The sequence below is a fragment of the Chitinophaga sp. CCNWYY40 genome, assembly GCF_037483205.1.
GTDB lineage: Bacteria > Bacteroidota > Bacteroidia > Chitinophagales > Chitinophagaceae > Chitinophaga > Chitinophaga ginsengisegetis.
On record NZ_JBBHLF010000008.1, the window covers coordinates 44,746 to 66,298 of the forward strand.

The window sequence follows — 21,553 nt, forward strand, 5'->3', positions numbered from 1 at the left end:
TTTTTAGCTTGCTGTTATCCTATTTTATGTTTTATGCTATATAAGTGATTTATTATCAAAAAGTATTACTTTCTGTATCGAGAATGCCACTTTTTTTAATTATATCTGTAAAACGAATACGCAGCAATTAGAGAACAGTGTCTCGTGGTATACGAATATGAATCAGTGATTGCATAGATGTTGTTTAGCACAACAAGGAGATGGACCTGAAGGTTTTGGTGTAACTGAATTTGCGATATTTATTGGCATAATTTGTTTTGTAGTCGAAGGTCTATATAGAGGTATTATAATGACAATTTTGACAAAAACACATCTTTTTTTATATTTGCTAGTATTGAGTACTTAGCCCCGTATCGCAACTAAAACAAAAAATAAAATCGCGGTATTCCCTAATACAATTTAAATATTGCTATTAATGTCATCAAGGTCTTTTAATAAAGAGTTTCTGGATTGCTATGGTATCGAGAGTTTTTTTAAATCCCCTGAATCGGGAGGACAGAAAGCAGTTTATTTTGTAGTTAGAAAGGGTAGGAGTCAGGTCATGAAGATAATTCATGGTCCGAAAGATGAACGGTTTGATCGAGAAATGAAGATTTATGAGAAGTATAAGGAACTTGACGGTATCCCCAAAGTTTTTGAAACAAGTGAATATCACGGCGAGACAATAATTTTTGAGGAGTTCATCGAGGGCACTACATTACAGAATATAACTAGCGATTATAAGGAGAATACATTGACAGTCAGAGAGTTAGTTGCTGGATTGTTTAGAATATTGACGCCTGTTTGGAAAGATCAATATGTTCATAGAGATCTTAAACCATTAAATATAATTATTCGCCCGGATGGTTCGCCTGTGATTCTTGACTTCGGGATAGCAAGAGATTTGGGTGATTTGTCAATAACAGGGACAGGAGGCTTGCAGCCTGGATCCTGGAAGTGGGCTGCACCAGAACAATATTTTAATCGGAAAGATATGATTTCATACAGGACCGATTTTTTTAGTATTGGCGTAATAGCCTACTTCCTTTTTCATCAACGATTACCTTTCGGTAATAATGTAGAGGAAATTCACAAAAGGTTCCAAGATGGAGATGACAAGCTTATAATTGACGCTGATTGTGGAATGAAGAATTTCTTGACTGAAAGTATGAAGTTCCGTCCAGGGCATCGCCCTCGACGAATTGAAGATTTAGCAAACTTAATATAAGATATGGAAATATTACATCTCGCAGGGCATTTTCATAAATGGAATCTTGATGCTCACTTTCAAAACGATATCGGTGATGGATTTGTATTTTGTGCTTATAGCTTTCCCCAAGGTTTTTTTGCAAGTCCTAAAATTTGTGGATATAGGACCGAGGATATTTTAGAAAAATCTTTTTTTGACTTACAGTATTTTGGGAAAAGGGAAGGGGGGAAGTTATCTAAGGGTAAATTAAGCACATATAGTTTTCATCCCTCTGCAAATCCAAACTCGGAAGAGGAAACCAATGTGTTGATTGAGAGCCAGATAAAGAGAGGCATAGCATATCAGATAGATACACTTGGACTTTCGAGAGTAATCATTCCAGTTTATTATCAGAATGATAAGCCAGGTGATTTCATTGCAATGATAAAGACTATTAACAAGTGGTTGAGTTCTAATAGACGTGACGGTATTAAATATTACATGACAATACCTTTAGCGAACCATACAATTATTGACAAGGATTCTGTGGAGGATTTATTATATCATTTGACGGATATCAGCATAATATTCGATGGCTACTATATAACATGTGAAGCCAAGCCAGAGGCTTTTCAGAAGATTAGCATTGATTTCAAGTATCTATATAATCTTTCGACTGTTTTTAAAGTTTTGAAAGAGCAGAAGTTTGAAACTATTTACTCTTACGCTAATTGGGATGCGCTTATTTTCTTATCAGTTACTGATATTGACTATGTGACGATTGGTACGTATGAGAATTTGCGGAATTTTTCAATCAAGCGTTTTACAGAAGAGGAGGATGGCGGCCCTTCAAAAGGTTGGTATTTCTCTGAAAAGTTACTAAATTTCGTTAAGGCACAGCAGCTAGATCTCGTAAGACTTAACCGCGGTTTAGATATTATAAAGAATGAAAGGAATATTTTTTCAGATACTGTTTTGGTGGAAGGGTATCCTTGGAGCAACCAAAAGCCAGAGGTGCATAAGAACTACTTGATGGCAATTGATCGACTACTTATGGAACTTGCTTCAGAAAGCAATTTGAATAAGAGAAGATCCATTATGCTTTCAAAAATTGATAGTGCTATTGAAGCATATCATCAACTTGAATTAAAAAAGATACATTTAACAAATGAAAGTAAAAATTATCATTTGGTTACATGGAAATCATTTCTGATGAGTTTTTGAATATTTTCAATCTCTCATTAAGAAGTATCCACATTTTATAGTCAATAGGGAGACTCTTTATTGGTTTAAAATGCAGTTTAACTTCTCCTTGCAGATTTATTTCTGCTAATCCTACATTCATTTTTGTAAATTCATTTATGTTGGAAATCGCGGGTTTTATGTAGTTACTATCCAAAACAACATAACTTTTATCTGCAAACCATTTGTATCTAAAGGCCTGGTCCAGTGCACGTTTCCAATTTTTTAATTTAGCTTCGATAGCGATTGAATCTATGGCCACAGCTTTGTAAGTCTTGTGGAATACAAATAGTGAATCGGACTTGGCTACATAGCTGTCTTGAATGAGTTTTTTCAAAGATCCATTTATTGTACTTGAATTTGCTTTGGTGATTTCTTTCAATTTTTCAAAAGAAATAGACTTGTTCGTTTCAATTATCTTATACACTAAAGCGTCAAAGTAATTGAGTGGAAAATTAGATTGCTCCTTTTTGCCGGCCAACTTACTTATTACTAGATCCGCGATTCCATAGCCAAGGTCTACCTCTTCAAGTATTTTGGTGTCAAATTTTTTTGGATCCCAGTGACAAAAAGCCCTGTAATTTTTTTTTAGTACATCAACCAATTGACTTTCTGTTTCAAACATAGGGCTTATTTTATGAAGATAAACGTAGAATCGTCAACATTGTTCCCTTCAACTAGCGAAACAATACGTTCCTTTACCTTGCTTAAAGATTTGCCATTAAAGGTATTGAAAAATTTCAGTTTATTTGACTCAAAAAGTGTATGAAATCCATCAGTGCATAGTAGAAGGTGTCCCTCCTTCTTATCGCACTTTTTCTGTCGAAAGTCCTCGATACTTAGCTCAGGAGATCCTAAGAACTTTGTTAAAACGTTTTCAGAGATACTGTCATCTTCAGTAAGTTTTTCGACAAATTGATTGGTTATGGTATAGATCCTCGAATCGCCTAACCATGAATAATACAATTGCTGACTTGCTTTTTCCAAATAAAGTAGACAATATGTAGAATATGGTTCAGCTAAGTTCGAATTTATTAAATCGGTATTAAGATCGAACATTAGGGTTCTAATATTAACAGTTTGATTTAAGTAAACTTTATAGTTTTCCTTGATGTACATTTTGGCTTGATCGACGGCTTGTTTACTTTCTTTTGCTGAACTTACACCATCAAACACTACAAAGAGAAAAAAAAACGGATCATCAATAACTAAAAAGTTGTCCTTATTTTCTCGATGCTTTGTGCCCTTAAGTGTAGCAGAAAAGTAGCAAGTATTCTGTTGCATGGATATTTCTTTAACTTCTTGGCCCAAAAGACGAATCAATTTATAATCAATTCTTGGTCAACGTTCATGTCTACTAGAATCAAAGATATGATATTTTTTTTGCTAAAAAAATTAGTAATTTCGATTGGTTAGCAGTACATAGCTGTAAATTTTCTAATTCACCCCTGCGTCTCTTAACTTCAAATCCTAACCTCTTAAGAGTGAACTTCAAGTAAGCGAATTGTGTGATATTTCAAACGTTTTGTACTATTATGTTCAAAATATCAATCATTTAAATAAGAGATTTCTTATGATTGCAGGATAAATATGGATTAAATTATTTGTTCGATATTTCAAACATTTTGCTTTTCTATGTTTGAAATATCAATCATTCAATTCTGCTTTATTCAAATTAAGACCATTCGAATGCTTAACTTTTTCAAATGATGCTGATCAAAATTATTATGCGAAAGCAAATAACTGTTTGACATTTCAAGCAAAAAAGTTAATTTTGTTTGAAATGTCAAACAAAATTGAATTCCAAGAAAGTCATATTACTGCCTACTAATGCGAAGTTACTTAAAGAGCTAGGTCAGAATCTACGTTTAGCAAGAAAGCGTAGGAAGCTTACTGCAGAACAAGTAGCCGAGAGGTCTGGTATTGCCCGATCTACTTTATGGAATATTGAAAGAGGTGACCCAGGGGTAGCGATTGGATCTTATATGCAAGTACTTTTTGTATTAGGACTTGAGAAAGACATTAATAAAGTGGCTTCAGATGATTTATTGGGTAGAAAGTTAGAGGACGCAAAGTATTTACAGGCTAAATTGGCGCCCGCTAGAAAAGCTTCTGGTATGAAGGGCAGGATAATGAAGCCTAATAGAATGAAAAAGTCATGAGAGCTGCGAAGAATATATGGGTGTATGCAGACTGGATTGGCATCAATGGGCCACGTCTTATGGGACAATTGAGGGCGGATGTTGGACGGGAAGGCGATATATTTTCTTTTACCTATGATGAACAGTGGTTGAAAGAAGGACCGGCTTTAAGTCTTGATCCTGATTTGGGGCTGTATAATGGCCCCCAATTCACAAGAGAAGAAAAGTCTAGCTTTGGTATTTTTACTGATTCTGCACCCGACAGATGGGGCAGGGTTCTAATGGAAAGAAAGGAAAGTTATAATGCTAGATTGGAGAAACGAGCGCCTACAAAGCTTTTTGAAAGTGATTATTTGCTAGGAGTAGCAGACTTTCCAAGAATGGGCGGAATACGGTTTAAGTTAGATCCGGATGGTCCATTTTTGGACAGTAGTTTTGAACGTGCTGCACCTCCAATACATAATCTTCGAACATTAGAGGCTGCAAGTCTAGAAATAGAGCAAGACAATGCCCGTGAAAATCCAAGATTTGGAGAATGGATGAGAATATTATTGGCTCCTGGTACCTCTCTTGGGGGAGCTAGGCCCAAAGCAAGTATAACTGACACCAATGGGCATTTATGGATTGCAAAATTCCCTAGCCGGTTTGATGAGTATGATATTGGAATTTGGGAGGCTGTAGTAATGCAGCTGGGAAATGGCGCTGGCATAAATATAGCAGTCGGGAGGGCTGAGCAATACACGGCACGGCATCATACCTATCTTACAAAACGCTTTGACCGTACAGAGGATGGGAGAATACATTTTGCCTCTGCAATGACATTATTAGGATTGACTGATGGTGCAGATGGAAACGACGGCATTTCTTACCAACATATTGCCGAGTTCATCATGAAGTCCGGGGCGAATCCTGATGAAAACATGAAAGAACTCTGGAAAAGGATGGTTTTTAACATTTGTGTCTCCAATACTGATGATCATTTACGTAATCATGGTTTTTTGTTAACGTCAGAGGGTTGGGTTTTATCTCCTGCTTATGATATTAATCCAGTATTATATTCTGAGCATTTAAAGCTAAATATTTCTGAGGATAGCGGTATTCTAAGTTTAGACTTGGCGTTACAAGAAGCAAGCGCTTTCAGATTAAGTAACCAAGAAGCCAAAACGTTAATGGATGAAATAATTCGATCTGTCAGTACTTGGCGACAAGTAGCGGAGACGATGGGTATTTCCAGAGGAGACATCGAATACATGGAAAGTGCCTTTGACCTTAGCACAAAGAAATAATAGGATGAATGATATTAACATTGCAGCTAATTGGGATGTCTACAGAAATATTGAATCATTAATGTGATAAACTCTTAATTCGTTTGTACCTTTTTGTACCTCCTCCTCTCAAACACACCACCACAGACCATTCTATCTGTCTGTATCGGGAAGTAAGCCCTTTCTATACTTTTCTCTATTTTCATATTCTTTCCAAACGCAATGTAGCAGAGCATCGTAGCCAGGGTTATTTTCTGCGGATTTTTGAATTTTTGTATCCTTTCAGATTTAAGTAAAGACTCTCTTGTAATCCGTATTCCTGTTTTAAATAATCCCACATGAGCAGTAATATCAGAATAAGAAAGATATGCGAACATTGTAATGAGATGTTGGCTGTCTAATGAATATGTTAATCTTTATATGCAGATACATTCATTTAGAAGTTGAGTCATATCAGATGGTAATTTAGCGTCGTTGATAGAAATACTATAAATCAATATTTATATGGAGGAGAATCAAATATTAATTTATCAAACTGTTGATGGTGAAACTGTAATTGATGTTAAGCTGGTAAATGATACTATCTGGTTAAATCAAAAACAAATTGCCGAGCTTTTTGGAACTGAAGTTCCTGCTATATCTAAACATATTACTAACATCCATAAAACAAAGGAGTTGCCATTGGATTCAACTGTTTCCAAAATGGAAATAGTTCGAAAGGAAGGTAAAAGAGAGGTGAAACGCCTGGTGGATCATTATAACCTGGACATGATTGTGTCTGTAGGATATAGGGTTAATTCCATCCGCGGAACACAGTTTCGTATTTGGGCCAACAAAGTTTTGAAAGATTATATAGCATACGGTTATGCTATTGATAGGAAACGTTTTCAGGAAGAGTCAATGCAGCTCAATGAGTTGAAACAGACAGTTAAGTTGTTAGGAAAGGTCGCAGAGAATCAGATTTTGAACTCTGATGAAGCAATTGGTTTGCTTAAAGTTATTACCGATTATACTTACGCTCTGGATGTACTGGATCAATATGATCATCAGGTATTGCAGATTGAGGCTACTTCGCCGGAGAATATTTTTGAAATCACTTATCATTCTGCAATGGACGCTATTAGAGGGCTACGCGATAAATTTGGCGGTAGTTCGCTTTTCGGAAATGAAAAGGACGAATCTTTCCAGGGATCACTTGCGGCTATATACCAGACATTTGGCGGTCAGTATCTTTATCCGAGCGTGGAGGAGAAAGCTGCGAACCTCTTATATTTTGTTACCAAGAATCATTCCTTCTCGGATGGGAACAAGCGGATAGCTGCATTCTTATTTGTTTGGTTTTTAGGGAAAAATGGAATTTTATATCATTTTGATGGCTCAAAAAAGATCGCAGACAATGCCTTAGTTGCGCTTACGCTTATGATAGCAGAGTCGAAACCGGATGAAAAAGAGATGATGATAAAAGTTGTAGTAAATCTTATAAATCTTAGGAATTAGTTTTTGTTTCCTGTTCGCGAATTACAAATTCAATTTGTGTTTATATTTAATAACCATGAGTATGATAGGGATGTCTTATGACCTAGAAAAGAGTATTTGGACGGAAAAGGACTTTGAAATTATGGGCTGGCATGATTCGCAGATTTATAAGATGGCCCTAAAAGAAGACCTTGAATTTGATATTGACTATATTTTCAAATGGAATCAGCCGGACCTCGAGGGGTTACCTTTTACATTCTGGGTTGCACCTGCAACATTGGTTTTTAAAAAAGCGAAAATCCTTTCTTTCGACTTTGAAATAGCAATGGAAGATGTTTTTGAGATTGACTATATAGAAAGACAAGTGGAAGAGGATAAAACTATATGGCTAATTGTTACTCAACGGGGTGAAATTGAATTTACCTGTGAGGGATTTGATCAGTACATTCGTCAGAAGCCACTATTTCAATTTGGCCAAACTGTTCCATACAGAGAAAGAAGAGGACCTTCCCTGGAAAGAGTGGAGCTTCAGAATAATAGCTATTTATCAAGTAAAGAGTATCTCGAGGCCCAGGAGAAAACCTTTGAGCATTATGAGAACGTCAAGAAAAGACACTTGAAGAGGCTGGAAATGAAGGAATTGAATTTGCGTAGGGAAAACCATCAGGTAGAAACGAAGGACTATCTTCTTAAGAAAAAGGAAATAAATGAAATGATAGATTTTTATGACTACTGGTTAAAGGGAACAAACTTTGAAAAATGGTAGTAGATGCCAATCTGCCTGAATTTCAATTATAGGGACTTTTGAATAGCTTTGGAAATTCCGCAAGAATTTTGAAATAACTCCTTAGCGTTATTCCCAATCCCACGGATCATTGATAGACTCTCGCCGGGCGCTTTTTCCCAAAGGCAGGTGGTAAAGTTCATTCACACTGGGGTCGATTTTGGTTATTTTTTCAAGACTAACCAGTTTCGAATCTTTAAGATCTGGCTCTTTCTCACTATGAAACTGCCATGCCCCATCGTTATTGTGGTAAACATACAAAATCGGCTTTCCCTCTAAAACCTGGCTAGTTGTAAATATCGCTACGTTTCTCTCTTCATAGAATCTAAAATCCGTGTTTCTATCAAGGAGTGGCTGTTTAAATTTCCAATCGGGATTGAACCCAGATTCCCAGGGAAATAATGATTGCTTGTCCGGCCATACGATTTGCAGTGCAGGGTAATCATCTGTACGATAGAAAATATTGCATATTGCCATGTAGTCTGAATAATATGATTTATTTACATTCAGGAATTGTATGGGGTAGTTTTTTATGAACTCGTCATATAGTACGCCTGCATTTAGCGGACTACCATTTATTATTGACGCACAAGCATTATTTAATAAATCCCCTAAGAGGGCTGTTGATAACCCAAAGCATATGATCTCCGGATGTTTGAATTTTTGGTGCAACCCGATAGTATATGCGTAGCCTGGCAAATAATCATTTGGCTCAACCAATACGATATAGCAGCCATATTGATCAATTTTATTTTGTATTTCTTTACGGGTAACAGGACCGTGATTGAGTGGATCTTGAGTCAAAGGCTGTGGTTTAAACGTTTTTACATAAATTATGTGGGCAGTGCTAAGGTATTTGCTCATCCCGGATCTTCCAAATATTCTCATTATTTAGTATATCGGGAAATAAGGGCTTTCTTATAGGGGCAAAAGTGTAAGGGGCCATACTTCTTTAGGCACTACATGAGAAATAGCTATATCAACACCTTGAGCATATGCTAATTAGTAATGACTCATCAAATCTAATCCTGTACCAGCTTAGAATAAAGTAGACTTAATACTTTGTTAATACACCCTCTGTCGTTACCTACATGAACTGTGATTAGTTTTGAAAAATGTAAAAGGGCAGTAACCACATCAGGACTGACGTCATAAAATATTGAACCAAAAAAAATAAAATTTCTTTACGCCCAGGCACTGATTCAACGTACTATTTATTAAAACGGAGAAGTTTTTAAAAGAGATCCTTATCTTAAGGTGTATCTGTAATTCGTAAAGTGGCTAATGGGCGACCAATAATCTTATTTGTGAAAGCTGTTGATTATCAAACATATTGCGATAAAGACCTGGTTGGACTCCTGCTGGAAGACGACCATTTGGCGTACCTGGAAATATACAACAGACATGCAAAAGGTTTGTATATAAAAGGGAGTAAGAAATTGGATAATAATGACGAAGCCAAAGATTTATTACAAGATGTGTTTGTTGCATTATGGCAAAATCGTCATTCACTAACAGTAGATACGCCATTAGCGGGATATTTACATGCCACCCTGCGATATATGGTCATAAAGCGTATTGTTCACAAGAAGGTACAAACTACCTATTTAGATTCGCTCAAATTTTCGACACCTATAAAAAGTAGTTCTGCAGATTATTTAGCCCGCGAAAATGAACTTAAGCGGATAATTGAAAGCGAAATTTCTTCATTACCCGAAAAGATGCAGGAAGTTTTTCGCATGAGCAGGGAGCATCACCTTTCTCACAAGGAGATAGCCATGCAGTTAGGCCTTTCGGAAGCTACGGTTAAGAAACATGTCAATAACGCTTTAAAGTCGTTGCGTGTTAAATTAGGCCCCTTATTAATACTATCGAGCATTTGCCTGACTGAACATTTTTTTTAATTTTCTTTACGCCCATCGATGTACTAATTGTACTATACTTATGCAAACAGCAATATTGTGATAAGTATGGAACAAAATAATATGCAGGATCTGTTGAAACGCTATCTGGCAGGAAACTGTACTCCAGAGGAGTGTGCGCAGGTGGAACTATGGTACGAGCTGTTGGAGTCAAAGAAAGCCGCGGTTAATGAGGAGGATTTGGAAGAGGATCTCATAGAAGTCCGAACCCGGTTAGTAAAGTCTCTCAGAAAGGAGAGAAAGCCATTTAGATATCCGGCAGTAGCCGCTGCCGCGGCTGTTTTGATTACTATCTCCATTGGAACTTATTTCTATGTTAATTACAGGTCTTCCGGCAACCCCCCGGAAACAAATAAGCTGCTTTCCAATGCTGCAGATATCGCGCCCGGTAGAAATATAGCCACGCTGCGGCTTGGGGACGGGACCGAAATAGCATTGGATGATCAATCTAACGGAGCTATTGCCAAAGCAGGAAGTAGTACCATCTATAAAAATGCGAATGGCCAGTTGACCTATGTGGCTACTGAATCAAAGGGAGAGGAGGCGGAAACCCCGGTGTCCAATAGCTTAAAAACCCCACGCGGTGGACAATTCCAACTTACCTTACCAGACGGATCAAAAGTTTGGCTGAACGCAGCTTCACAGCTTACCTATAAAATTAGCAAAACATCTCACGAACGCTTAGTCGAGTTAAAGGGAGAAGCATATTTTGAAGTAGCCAAAGATGCCAACAGACCATTTAAAGTGCTCTCCAAAGGTCAGGTTGTAGAAGTACTGGGCACACATTTTAATGTTAGCAGTTATGATGATGATCCCAGTGTAAAAACGACTTTGGCAGAAGGAACCGTCAAAATAGTTGAGACAGACAGATACCGGAATGTTGTCCTGGAACCAGGGCAGCAGGCCACGCTCGATAGCGGCAGTCGGCTATCTGTGGCTCAGGTAGATGTATCGGATGCTATTGCCTGGAAAAATGGAAAACTCAACTTCAATCAATCTGATATATATGCCGTTGCACGGCAACTTTCCCGCTGGTATAATATAGACGTGGTATTTAAAGGTAAAGCTGCTAACGTACGCTTATCCGGAGAAGTGTATCGTAATACCAATGCTTCCAAAGTTCTTGAGATCTTATCGTTCTATAATCTGAACTGTAGGATTGAGACAGATAACGGTGTTAAACGTATTGTCATTGAATAAAGTAGTTGCATCTATCACCTGAAAAATCAATTAGCTTATGGAACGAGAAACTTAAAAACCGCCCTAAGCTCAATGAAAAACGTCTTCTGACTGCAATCAGAAGACGCAAGCGTATGAGCGATCATTCAAAAGATTAGTGTACTAATTAAATATCAACTCAAACAATACAAAGTTAATGAAATTCAGATTTCATACAACCACCGTCTGGTCGGGATGGTTGTTTTTGGGCAAACACCTTCATCGGAAATTTATTATGAGATTTCAGGTAATAGTTGGCCTTACTTTAGTCATGTTGATTCAGGTCAGTGCTAAAAGTCTGGCGCAGAGCGTGTCCATTAAGGTAAGTAACACGCCTTTGGAAAAGGTATTCAAGGTTATTGAGCAGCAAACGGGTTACTTGTTTCTCTACGACGATGTGGAATTAAAGAAACAAAAAGTCAGTTTATCATTTCAGAATGCACCTATCGAAAAAGTATTGGAAGGTTGTTTAGAAGGCCTCCCGATCACCTATAAAATCGTAGACAAGAACATACTTATTAAAAAGAGGGTTGAACCAGGTTTGCAAAAGGTTACACTGGAACCCAACCAACAGCATTTAATCTCGGGGGTGATTAAAGATAGTGCAGGCGGCTATCTTCCAGGTGTACAAATTGTAGTTAAAGGAACCAACCGCGTTGCTGTAAGTGATGCTTCTGGCAGATACCAGATTGATGCCTCTCCCGGAGAAGTTTTGATATTCAATTTATTGGGGTATAAAAGACAAGAGATTGCTGTAACCAATAATGTTCGGGTTGATATTGTACTAAAGGTAATCTTAACGGACCTGGAAGGAGTTGTTGTAGTTGGTTACGGCACTCAGAAAAAAATTAATCTGACAGGTGCTGTATCCCAGATATCCGGTAAAAGACTGGAGAACAGATCTGTACTAACACTCGGTCATGCCTTACAGGGAGCTGTTTCCAATCTTAATATCAGCTCCGCCGGCGGTGGTGCTCCCGGACAGGCTCCGTCATTTAACATACGGGGATATACTGGTTTCTCTTCCAATGGATCTACTTCCTCTCAGGCTCCCTTGTTTGTTGTAGATGGTGTGCCCGGAGTGGATATTAATACGATCAACATGAACGATGTAGAGAGTGTGAGCGTGCTGAAAGATGCTGCCTCTGCTTCCATATACGGTTCCAGTGCCCCCTACGGGGTGGTCATTATCACAACAAAGCAAGGAAAAGCAGGACAAAAACCTACCATCACGTATAACAATAACCTGATGTTAATGGAACCCATCAACCTGCCAAAGTATATGAAGTCAATTGATTTTGCCAATTTATACAATGAAGCAGCGGCCAACGCAGGAGTGACCAAACCATTTAATGATGATGCCCTCAGACGTATCCAGGAATACCTGGATGGTAAAATCACGGATGAAACCATTGCCAATCCGACTCCGGGCACCGATGCCTGGTTCGAGTGGGGTAACGCCAACGCAAATAATGATTGGTTTGATATCCTGTACAAAAAAGTACAGTTCAGTCAGCAGCATAATCTCGGTGTATCCGGAGGGACAGACAAGACACGCTACTATGTAGGCCTGGGGTATATTCAACAAAATGGGATGTACAATTATGCAACTGACACATATGCCCAGTATAATGTCCGCGCCAACCTCTCTTCTGTTATCACAAGCTGGATGAACTTCAATTTCAGAGGATCTTTCTCCAGAGGTGCCACGGAAACCCCCACCGCAGAAAGTAACTGGATGCAGACCTTGGCTGCACGCAACTGGCCTACTGAACCGTTATATACTCCTGGCGGCAGTTTTGCTTCTGAAAACCGGATGGAGGGGCTTGTAAATGGCGCCCGTACTAAATCGAATAATGATAAGGCACTTATTACGGGTGAATTAGTAATAAATCCTCTGCGGGGTTGGAACATTACTGCCAATTACACATTTGATGGCTCGTACTTTGATCTGAGCCGGCATAACAAAACAGTGTATGTGACCCGTCCAAGCGGTTCACAGCAACCTCTCTACGCTCCCAACAGTTTTGAAAGACAGTATAACAGGAACCACCATTATACGATCAATACATTTACATCTTATGAAAATGAGTGGAGCGGACATGCCGTGAAAGGTTTGATCGGTTTCACACAGGAGCTTTATGATAACCTGTCTATGGGAGGTCGTAATCAGTTTTTATTTTCCAATGATATTCCATCTTTATCCCTCACCTATGGGACAACTCCTTCCTTGACAGACAATGCCTCGCAGCTTGCTATCCGTGGCGGGTTTGGACGTATCAATTACAATTATAAAGAGAAATATCTTGTTGAGTTTAACGGACGATATGATGGTACATCCCGTTTTCTGAAAGACCGGCGTTTTAAATTCTATCCGGGTATATCGGCAGGATGGGTACTATCGAATGAATCGTTCTGGAAACCTATAGCACGGGTAGCCAATTCGTTCAAATTACGTGCATCATATGGACAGCTGGGCGATCAGAGTTTTGCCAGCAATTATTATCCTTTTTATCCGGCACTCAATAGTGTAGTGCCTACCGGTAGCCAGTATTTATTTTCCGGTGGTAAAGAAGCATTCATCAGTCAGCCTCCATTGATCGATGGATCGCTTACATGGGTAACGGTGAAGACGTTGGATTTTGGAACGGATATCACCGCATTATCCAACCGGTTGACCGCATCTTTCGACTGGTACCAACGTACGGCAGATGACTTTGTAGGCCCTGCAGATGCCTTGCCTGCGCTGTTGGGTACGGCTGCCCCACAAGTCAATAACGCAGCGATGCAGACCAGGGGTATCGACCTTACCATCGGCTGGAAAGACCGGATTGGAAATGTACAATACGGAGTGGATGTTGTGTTCAGCGACTATCAGAGTAAAGTACTTCGCTATCCCAATCCGGCAGGGCTGAACACCACCTGGTACAAAGGGCGTAAGTTTGGGGATGTTTGGGGGTATCAGACGGAAGGGTTTTTCCAGTCCCAGGATGAAATAGCCACTGCGCCGAATCAGAACAAGATCTATAGCCGCTGGAGCCCGGGCGACATCCGTTATGCAGACCTTAACGGTGATGGCATCATCAACTGGGGCAACAATACATTGGAAAACCCCGGAGACCGTCGTGTTATAGCCAATACCACTCCCCGTTATTCTTTCGGTCTGAATCTGAACGCTCAATACAAATCATTTGACATCACTGTTTTCCTGCAGGGTGTTGGTAAACGGGACGCCATCTTTTCCAACGCCAACGTTTGGGATGGAGCTTATTTCTGGGGTATCACAGGCGATTTATATACGGGAATGCTGACTACCGCACAATACGACCGCTGGACACCCGAAACACCCAATGGCTACTATCCAAAATTCTACATGGGAGGTGAGATGCAGAAAAATTCGCAGCCACAGACACGATATGTGCAAAGCGCGGCTTATCTAAGGCTCAAAAACCTTCAATTGGGCTATTCCATGCCGCAGCATATACTTCGCGCTATAGACAGCCAGAAAGTGCGCTTTTTCCTGAACATTGAAAACCTGGTCACCTTCACCAAGCTGTTGCACACGATGGATCCGGAATTTTCGTCCACAGATGGCCGGGTTTATCCGTTGCAGAGAGTTTGGGCTATGGGACTCAATGTAACATTCTAGCCATTTCTTAATTATCCAACGATATAAGTATGAAACGATTTATATACGCATGGGCAAGCTTAATACTACTATTGGTTGCCTGTAACGACAAGTTTTTAGAACGCTTACCATTGGCCAATATCAGCGACGCAGACTATTGGAAATCCCCCAATGACCTAAAGCTATATGTGAACAATTTTTATAATCAGGATGCCCTGTTGCCCTCACGCAGAGCCTGGGGAGCCGGCCCTTATACTATTGATGCCGCCGATGGTAGCGAAACCAATATAGGGATCAATTACAATAGACGCATGAATGGTGAGGCTACTGTTCCTTCTTCCGGCGGCGGCTGGTCTGCGGATGATTGGGCTGTACTGCGTAATATCAATTACTTTATGGATCATTATAAGAAGGTGAATGCTCCCTGGGATAAAGTGAAGGAGTACGTAGGCGAAGCATTATTTTTCCGTGCGCTTTTCTACTTTGACAAGCTGAAGAAATTTGGAGATCTGCCCTGGTCGTCCACAACATTGTCTCCGGCATCAGATCAGCTTTATGCGGGACGACTACCCCGCAACCAGGTGGTGGATTCTATCTTATTAGATCTGGACAATGCCATCAATTATCTTCCTGTCAGAGGAGGTAGTTCCTGGACGGGGCATGTCACCAAAGAAGTGGCATTAGCTTTACAAGCCAGAATCGCACTGTATGAAGGTACCTGGGAAAAATATCATGGTCAGAAAGGAACGCCCTTCAAAGTAGCTGGTTCCAATGGCACCAAATTTATTCAGAAAGCAGCGGCTGCTGCCGGAGAACTGATCCGCATGTCTGAAACTAATGGCTTCCCGGCGCTGGACAATATCGGGGTACAAGATGGTTATTGGATGTTATTTAACAGGAAAGATTACGCTGCCAGCAAGGAAGTACTCTTGTGGCACAAATATTCGGTAGCTGACCAGGTGACTCACACCTGGACCCGTTATTCTGTAAACGGCGCAGGCATGGGGCTTTCTAAAAGCATGGTGGACTCCTACCTTTGCCTGGATGGTCTTCCTATTGCAAGCAGCCCGTTATATGCCGGGGACCGCACTTTAAAAGATGTTGTAACCAATCGTGATCCCCGGTTGAACCAAACGATTTGGGTGGATGATGGTAAACATGTGAAATGGTATGAAACCAAACTCTTTTTTACAACGCCCACCTTCGAGATCAATGGCGCTAATAACACTTCCACCGGCTATCAGGTGTATAAAGGGCATACCGGAGACTATACAGAATTCAATGCATCTCAAAGTACACAGGGATATATATACATACGCTATGCGGAAATTTTGTTGGCATATGCAGAAGCCCAGGCTGAACTGGGAACCATCTCCCAATCCGACATAGACAAAACGGTTAATGCTTTACGCAAACGGGTAGGTATGTCTAACGGCTTATTACAATTAGCTAATATTCCATCAGATCCCAACCGGGAGTTTCCTACGCTATCGCCTATCCTGAATGAAATTCGCAGGGAGCGCAAAATTGAACTGGCGGCAGAGTGGTTCAGGATAGATGACATTTTCCGTTGGGCGGCAGCAGATGAGCTGCTTGTTGGCAAGCGCCCTTTGGGAGCATACCGGAAACAATGGGAAAACTATCCCGGTGCCACAGCCGATTTTCTCAGGGCGCTGGCTACTGTCCCCGTTAATGCACAAGGATATATTGACCCTTACAAGACCTATGGGGCCATGGATCAGGGGTATAGATTCAATCTGAAACGGGATTATCTGTTGCCTATCCCGACAAATGAAACCACGTTAAACCCAAAATTGGGTCAAAATCCAGGATGGTAAGTGTCCTGAATGAATGTTGACATCAGGTTAGTGCTTTGATTATAAACATTCCAAGCCCGGATGGCAGGGCGATCGGGGGCGGCTTTCAGGAGCCGCCCTCAAATCACCTTCGGCTGCTGCAATAAAGAGTTGTGGTAGTGAGCGTAAAGGGAAAAGGCATGTTAAATATGCCAGGAGGTAGTTACCTGCCGCCGCCGGTTCGACAGTAACACACACTGAAGACCACCTGACATGGACTGGCGATGCCGTCAGGGCTGTCTATTTTAAGAAGGGACTACTTTGTAAAAAATAGTCCCTTTCTTCCTATCTATCATAAATTTATCCTGTAATTTTATTATCTCACTTCATAACGGGCACCGGAAGAATCCAGTATATTTATTGCTTAAAATTTCCCCAATAAATATTAATCTATGTTCCGTTGGCTTGCTTTTCTTTTTTGTTGTGTGCCTGTTTGTCTCTTTGCACAATCCAATCTCACAGTAGATGTGGGAGATACAGAAGTAACCTTTCACAGTACGAGCGCATTCGGGCTCCGCGGAAGCCGGAGCCAAACATTAAAGCCTAAAGATATTGCTTCCTTCAGGTACCTGGGCGGGGCTTTTTCAAAAGATAAATTCCAGGTTTATTTTTACAAAAGCATCGTACAGGAAGCCAATCCTGCTTCTTTTTTCTGCCTCGGCAGCCGCGATAGCCTGTATCCCGAATTCAATCTTTTCCCAAAACTAAAATCAGTGATAGGAGCCGATGAAAAGAACATTTACTTTATGCCCGATTTCGGCCCTGTAGGCGACTATGTTGATCATGTAACCGTAATGGACCGGAAGACGTTTGGAATAATAACCGTATTGGATTCTATGAGCGGAAGCTACCTGGTGAGAGATGGGAAAAATTTATCTGTTGTAATGAGAGATATGTACGACAGAACCAATATCGTTCCTACCGACCTGGAGGAAAAGAATATTACGTTGATCGGTGGAGGATATTTCCTGAACGGGCAGATACTCTATTATCAGATCTTTCCGATCTATAAAGTAAAGCCCGGGAGTATGAAGGTATACGCAGGCTCAAAGTATATCACCGACGGGAAAAAGGTTTACTACTATCGATACAACCTCGATCCACTGGTGGCAGACCATCCTTCTTTTAAAGTACATCCCGTATATAAGGCATTTGCGAAGGATAAGAAGGATTACTATTTTAAAGGAGAAAAAATATCCTCCTCCTTTTATGCGTTTGAAGTAGCAAAGAAAGTATTCAGCACGGCTGATATTGAGCCGGCGGATCACCGGCGTTACCTGGATATGTGTGCAGAAACTAATTAACGGCTTATAACATATTTATGAACAGGATCATCGTAACCATACTGCTAACCTTCCTGGGGGCAACCGCCTTTGCCCAGGATAGCACTACTGCTGTATTACAGAAGTTAACAGACAGTAAGCAATTTGATGCAGTTATCGGGCAATACGCTCCGGCGCCGGAACGGCTGTCTGCGGCAGCATTGTACTACGTGGGTTATGCGTATTTTATGAAACAGGAAGATGATAGCTGCCTGAAGTTTATGGATCTCTCTATTGCTAAGGATGCCAATGATCACAGGCCGCATTTTATAAAAGGATCTACGCTGAACTACATGCAGCAGTTTGACCAGGCAATTAAATGCTTTAAGGCTGCTATTGCCCTGAAACCTGATACTGCGGAGTATTACAGCGGCCTGGGTGATGCTTATTATAATCTTCATCTTTATGAATCGGCGCTTGAAAATTATAAAACGGCAAGAGAAAAGAACAGTCCCGGTGAGCGCCCGTTCCTGATGGTTCCCCAGGTATACTTTAGTCTGCGCCAGGAAGCAAAAGCGCTGGAGGCGCTTCATTACAATACAACAAAGCTTCCCGGTGGCAGTGAAGGATATACTAAGTCGTGGTTTAACATCGGCCAGATTGAATCTTTAAGCGGCAACTATGATAAAGCAGAAACAGCTTTTCTCGCGGTGATCCAGTCCGATTCATCAGATTATCATGCCTATGCAAAGCTGATCCAGGTGTATTATCATAATAAAACCTATGAAAAGGCAAAGGTGTACAGGGCCGGTTTATATGATGCGCACAAACAAGGACGGCTAAAAGAAAACATGGAAGATATGTTCTGCTTTGACCAGTTTAAGTGGAAAGACAAATCCATCCAGGCTTTTGAACGATATGAAGAAGGTTCCAAAAGGATTTATAACAAACAGATATTTTATGTTCTTGATTCCATAGGAAATGTGGATTTCACTATACAAACGGAATATTCGCCCATTTCCGTGGAAATGGGCGGCCCGAAGTATATTCTTTGCGGGTCGAAGGGTGGAACACATTTTAATTACGGTATCGGGTTTAATGATGATGTTAAGTATGATGATCTGAAAAATACGGTTATTAATATCCTGGAGAAGAGATACAAAACAGTTGCAGGTAATAAATAGACATTTTTATATCCCGGCCCTGTTTTCTTCTTCATTTTTTGCGCGCTGCTTGCTGCTGTGGGTAGATTTTCCAAAGCTGTAGCTTAGCGTTAAAGCGGCTCTCCGGGCGCCAACCCAGTGTGTGAAAGCATTATCAATAATTTTTTTCTCCCGGAAAATATATCTTACGCGATAGGTATCAAACATATCATAAAAATTGATCCCGGTGTTGAATTTTCCCTTCAACCAGCTTTTCCGGATGCCTGCATCCACGCTGGCTAAAGACCTGGACACATACAACCCCGTACCACTCAGCGAGCGGTAGTAATACGAGATATCGATGGTGATCTGCTGCGGCAAAGTAAATACCTGGCTGCCGGTTAAATTGTAGTCGAATATAGGTATCGCGTAGGTGACGCCATGATAGGGTGTTTGTTCTTTTTTATACCCGCCCCTGATATTATGACTCATCCGCCACCACTTGTTAACCGTCAGCGGAAAACTTATTTCAATGCCGGCAAAGTCGTTATAGGGAAGGTTTTTGCCCAGGTATTGCAGCACATTGGTAACACTGTCGTATTCCGGGTAACGGGTCATCGGGTCCGACTCTCTTCCAACCTGCAGGGATACCTGCAGCGCTTTCCTGGTATAGGCGATGTTTAACATTTGTGTAGTGGATGGCTGCAGGTACGGGTTACCTACAAAATAATTAAGCGGACTGTTATAAAACCGGAATGGATTTAACTGTGCAAAGTTAGGTCTTGTCATGCGCCGGCTGTAGGAAATATGAAGCTGCTGCGAAGCCTTCATGGGAATGGTGATGCTCAATCCCGGCAGCCATGTGAGGTAGTCTCTCGTAGTAACTGTATGTTCAGTAATGGCATTGGCGGTGCTGTGCGTATGTTCCGCACGCAGGCTTACCGTATAACTCAACTGATGGTAGGTATTTTCATAAGAGGCATACGCTGCTGAAATATATTCATCGTATTTAAAGTTGTTGGAGCGACTGGCATCTGGTGCAAATACGCCGGAGGTGTGGAGCGTATCATAGTATAAGTTGTTTTTTGTAGTGGTAAACGCAAACTTGCCACCGGCGGCCCATTTGCCCTTGCCTGCATTCCCCGAAAGGTCTGCCTGTACCGATCGTATCAGGATGTTGTTATACAGGTTGGTTTTCCAGTAATCGAGCAGATGATCTGTGATCGTATTTTTGGTTTGAATGTCTTCCTTTTGCTGGTTGCGGATCATAAGGAATGTGCTGAGAACTTCCAGTGTGGTTTTCCTGAACTGGCCGCTGTAGTTCAGGTTGGCGGCATAGTTATCCTGTAGCGGAGTGGAATAGGTAAAAGTATTTGTATGGGAAACCAGGTGTTGCGCTGTGGAGTCGGTAGTGTGAAGGGTATTAAAGGCATCGATTTGCCGGTTTTGCCGGTAAGCTCTTCCCACAATATTTACCTGGTGATCTTTTGAGAGATAATAATCTATGCCCAGTTGATAACTAAGGTTGTTGTTCCGGGTAATTGTTTGGGTATTAGTGGCCATTATATTGGTATTGGCCAGATGCTGCAGTCCTTTATACCGGTAAATTCTTTCACCGGTCACATAACCCAGGCGGGCACTGTATACCAGCTTTCCCGTTTTATAGGTCAGCGAGAAATTATTATCAGCCAGGGTGTAGGCATTTTGTTGCAGTACTATATTGGCGTTGCCTTTCCAGCCGAGTGTAAGGTCCTGTTTCAGTTTTATGTCGATGATCCCTTTGTATTCACCATCGTACCGGGACGAGGGATTATTGATCACCTCAATGGATGCAATCATACCGGGTGAAAGACTTCCCAGGTATTGTTGCAGCTCTTCCGGGCTCATCTGGACAGGCTTGCCGTTGATGAATATAACCGGGGTTATCCTGCCGGACATCTGGATAGTGCCATCGCTGTTCACTTCCAGCCCGGGTACTTTTTTCAGGATATCAAAAGTATTGGCGGCGGTATGGAAAAGCGGGTTCCCGGAAACAGACACCGCGAGTTTATCGCCTATACGCTGGAAGGCAGGCTTTTGTCCGGCCACTACTACTTCGCTCAACAACGTGAGATCCCCGGACATGGGGATATTTCCCAGGTTAATAATATCTTCTGCTGGTATCACATCTTTATAAATTTTTTTATAACCGTAAGAAGATAACAGCAGGATATATTTCCCCGTCGGGATATTCTGAAACATAAAGACACCTGCCGAATCGGTGACCTGTCCTTTAACAAGCCCGGAGTCTTTTGCAGATAAAATACTAACGGAAGCGAACCCTATGCCTTGCCCGGTTTTTTCATCTGTTACCTTTCCGCTGATGATCATCTGGCCGTGAATAGAGGAATATAGGATTAGCAGGATGCAGAGTATCCCTGAAAACTTTATCATCAATAATGGTTTTCCG

Annotated in this window: 17 protein-coding genes; 12 read left to right on the plus strand and 5 right to left on the minus strand. The window is 40.9% G+C overall.

What is annotated here, in order from left to right; translation table 11 throughout:
- Positions 1 to 415 precede the first annotated feature (415 nt).
- Complete coding sequence (locus V7S65_RS28020) at positions 416 to 1,207, plus strand: serine/threonine protein kinase (protein ID WP_336389211.1); 792 nt, start codon at positions 416 to 418, stop codon at positions 1,205 to 1,207.
- Between the two features lie 3 nt (positions 1,208 to 1,210).
- Positions 1,211 to 2,392, plus strand: coding sequence for a hypothetical protein (locus tag V7S65_RS28025; protein ID WP_336389210.1), 1,182 nt, complete (start codon positions 1,211 to 1,213; stop codon positions 2,390 to 2,392).
- Here the strand turns inward: V7S65_RS28025 and V7S65_RS28030 are convergent.
- Together V7S65_RS28030 and V7S65_RS28035 are read right to left on the minus strand one after the other, a co-directional pair.
- Positions 2,361 to 3,035, minus strand: a complete 675-nt coding sequence (locus tag V7S65_RS28030; RefSeq protein WP_336389209.1) for a hypothetical protein — start codon at positions 3,033 to 3,035, stop codon at positions 2,361 to 2,363. The genes V7S65_RS28025 and V7S65_RS28030 overlap by 32 nt on opposite strands.
- Before the next feature lie 5 nt (positions 3,036 to 3,040).
- Entirely contained in the window at positions 3,041 to 3,721 is a 681-nt protein-coding gene (locus V7S65_RS28035; protein ID WP_339546775.1) for a PP2C family protein-serine/threonine phosphatase, read from the minus strand.
- Positions 3,722 to 4,206: 485 nt separating this feature from the next.
- Here V7S65_RS28035 and V7S65_RS28040 point away from each other — a divergent pair, with 485 nt between their 5' ends.
- Entirely contained in the window at positions 4,207 to 4,572 is a 366-nt protein-coding gene (locus V7S65_RS28040) for a helix-turn-helix domain-containing protein (RefSeq protein ID WP_336389207.1), read from the plus strand.
- Entirely contained in the window at positions 4,569 to 5,837 is a 1,269-nt protein-coding gene (locus V7S65_RS28045) for a type II toxin-antitoxin system HipA family toxin (RefSeq protein WP_336389206.1), read from the plus strand. Before V7S65_RS28040 ends, V7S65_RS28045 begins: the two co-directional genes overlap by 4 nt.
- A gap of 74 nt (positions 5,838 to 5,911) precedes the next feature.
- On the opposite strand, the gene V7S65_RS28050 is transcribed toward V7S65_RS28045, so the two are convergent.
- A complete protein-coding gene (locus V7S65_RS28050) occupies positions 5,912 to 6,193 on the minus strand; it encodes a hypothetical protein (RefSeq protein ID WP_336389205.1) in 282 nt (93 codons plus the stop codon).
- Between the two features lie 127 nt (positions 6,194 to 6,320).
- On the opposite strand from V7S65_RS28050, the gene rhuM reads away from it, so the two are divergent.
- Both rhuM and V7S65_RS28060 read left to right on the plus strand, forming a co-directional pair.
- Positions 6,321 to 7,313, plus strand: a complete 993-nt coding sequence (gene rhuM / locus V7S65_RS28055) for a RhuM family protein (RefSeq protein WP_336389204.1) — start codon at positions 6,321 to 6,323, stop codon at positions 7,311 to 7,313.
- A gap of 55 nt (positions 7,314 to 7,368) precedes the next feature.
- The gene (locus V7S65_RS28060) at positions 7,369 to 8,058 is read left to right on the plus strand and encodes a hypothetical protein (RefSeq protein ID WP_336389203.1); all 690 of its coding nucleotides are present in this window, start codon (positions 7,369 to 7,371) and stop codon (positions 8,056 to 8,058) included.
- An 87-nt stretch (positions 8,059 to 8,145) separates the two neighbouring features.
- Here V7S65_RS28060 and V7S65_RS28065 read toward each other — a convergent pair whose 3' ends face one another.
- Entirely contained in the window at positions 8,146 to 8,880 is a 735-nt protein-coding gene (locus V7S65_RS28065; RefSeq protein ID WP_336389202.1) for a DUF4262 domain-containing protein, read from the minus strand.
- Positions 8,881 to 9,383: 503 nt separating this feature from the next.
- On the opposite strand from V7S65_RS28065, the gene V7S65_RS28070 reads away from it, so the two are divergent.
- From V7S65_RS28070 to V7S65_RS28095, 6 genes are all read left to right on the plus strand, one after another.
- Positions 9,384 to 9,980, plus strand: a complete 597-nt coding sequence (locus tag V7S65_RS28070) for an RNA polymerase sigma factor (protein ID WP_336389201.1) — start codon at positions 9,384 to 9,386, stop codon at positions 9,978 to 9,980.
- 66 nt (positions 9,981 to 10,046) lie between these two features.
- Positions 10,047 to 11,198, plus strand: coding sequence for a FecR family protein (locus V7S65_RS28075; protein ID WP_336389200.1), 1,152 nt, complete (start codon positions 10,047 to 10,049; stop codon positions 11,196 to 11,198).
- Positions 11,199 to 11,487: 289 nt separating this feature from the next.
- Positions 11,488 to 14,865, plus strand: a complete 3,378-nt coding sequence (locus V7S65_RS28080; protein ID WP_336389199.1) for a TonB-dependent receptor — start codon at positions 11,488 to 11,490, stop codon at positions 14,863 to 14,865.
- Between the two features lie 29 nt (positions 14,866 to 14,894).
- Positions 14,895 to 16,682: a RagB/SusD family nutrient uptake outer membrane protein gene (locus V7S65_RS28085; protein WP_336389198.1), complete on the plus strand. Its 1,788-nt coding sequence runs from the start codon at positions 14,895 to 14,897 to the stop codon at positions 16,680 to 16,682.
- A gap of 410 nt (positions 16,683 to 17,092) precedes the next feature.
- The gene (locus tag V7S65_RS28090) at positions 17,093 to 18,004 is read left to right on the plus strand and encodes a DKNYY domain-containing protein (RefSeq protein WP_111577983.1); all 912 of its coding nucleotides are present in this window, start codon (positions 17,093 to 17,095) and stop codon (positions 18,002 to 18,004) included.
- 17 nt (positions 18,005 to 18,021) lie between these two features.
- Positions 18,022 to 19,146, plus strand: a complete 1,125-nt coding sequence (locus V7S65_RS28095) for a tetratricopeptide repeat protein (RefSeq protein WP_336389197.1) — start codon at positions 18,022 to 18,024, stop codon at positions 19,144 to 19,146.
- Positions 19,147 to 19,152: 6 nt separating this feature from the next.
- On the opposite strand, the gene V7S65_RS28100 is transcribed toward V7S65_RS28095, so the two are convergent.
- On the minus strand, positions 19,153 to 21,537 hold the full coding sequence (locus V7S65_RS28100; protein WP_336389196.1) for an outer membrane beta-barrel protein: 2,385 nt from the start codon (positions 21,535 to 21,537) through the stop codon (positions 19,153 to 19,155).
- Between the last annotated feature and the right edge of the window lie 16 nt (positions 21,538 to 21,553).

Coding starts and splice junctions, on each gene's coding strand:
- V7S65_RS28075 (WP_336389200.1), top strand. CDS start 10,047: ATGGAACAAAATAATATGCAGGATCTGTTGAAACGCTATCTGGCAGGA.
- V7S65_RS28025 (WP_336389210.1), top strand. CDS start 1,211: ATGGAAATATTACATCTCGCAGGGCATTTTCATAAATGGAATCTTGAT.
- V7S65_RS28060 (WP_336389203.1), top strand. CDS start 7,369: ATGAGTATGATAGGGATGTCTTATGACCTAGAAAAGAGTATTTGGACG.
- V7S65_RS28100 (WP_336389196.1), bottom strand. CDS start 21,537: ATGATAAAGTTTTCAGGGATACTCTGCATCCTGCTAATCCTATATTCC.
- V7S65_RS28030 (WP_336389209.1), bottom strand. CDS start 3,035: ATGTTTGAAACAGAAAGTCAATTGGTTGATGTACTAAAAAAAAATTAC.
- V7S65_RS28085 (WP_336389198.1), top strand. CDS start 14,895: ATGAAACGATTTATATACGCATGGGCAAGCTTAATACTACTATTGGTT.
- V7S65_RS28080 (WP_336389199.1), top strand. CDS start 11,488: ATGTTGATTCAGGTCAGTGCTAAAAGTCTGGCGCAGAGCGTGTCCATT.
- V7S65_RS28095 (WP_336389197.1), top strand. CDS start 18,022: ATGAACAGGATCATCGTAACCATACTGCTAACCTTCCTGGGGGCAACC.
- rhuM (WP_336389204.1), top strand. CDS start 6,321: ATGGAGGAGAATCAAATATTAATTTATCAAACTGTTGATGGTGAAACT.
- V7S65_RS28045 (WP_336389206.1), top strand. CDS start 4,569: ATGAGAGCTGCGAAGAATATATGGGTGTATGCAGACTGGATTGGCATC.
- V7S65_RS28050 (WP_336389205.1), bottom strand. CDS start 6,193: ATGTTCGCATATCTTTCTTATTCTGATATTACTGCTCATGTGGGATTA.
- V7S65_RS28020 (WP_336389211.1), top strand. CDS start 416: ATGTCATCAAGGTCTTTTAATAAAGAGTTTCTGGATTGCTATGGTATC.
- V7S65_RS28090 (WP_111577983.1), top strand. CDS start 17,093: ATGTTCCGTTGGCTTGCTTTTCTTTTTTGTTGTGTGCCTGTTTGTCTC.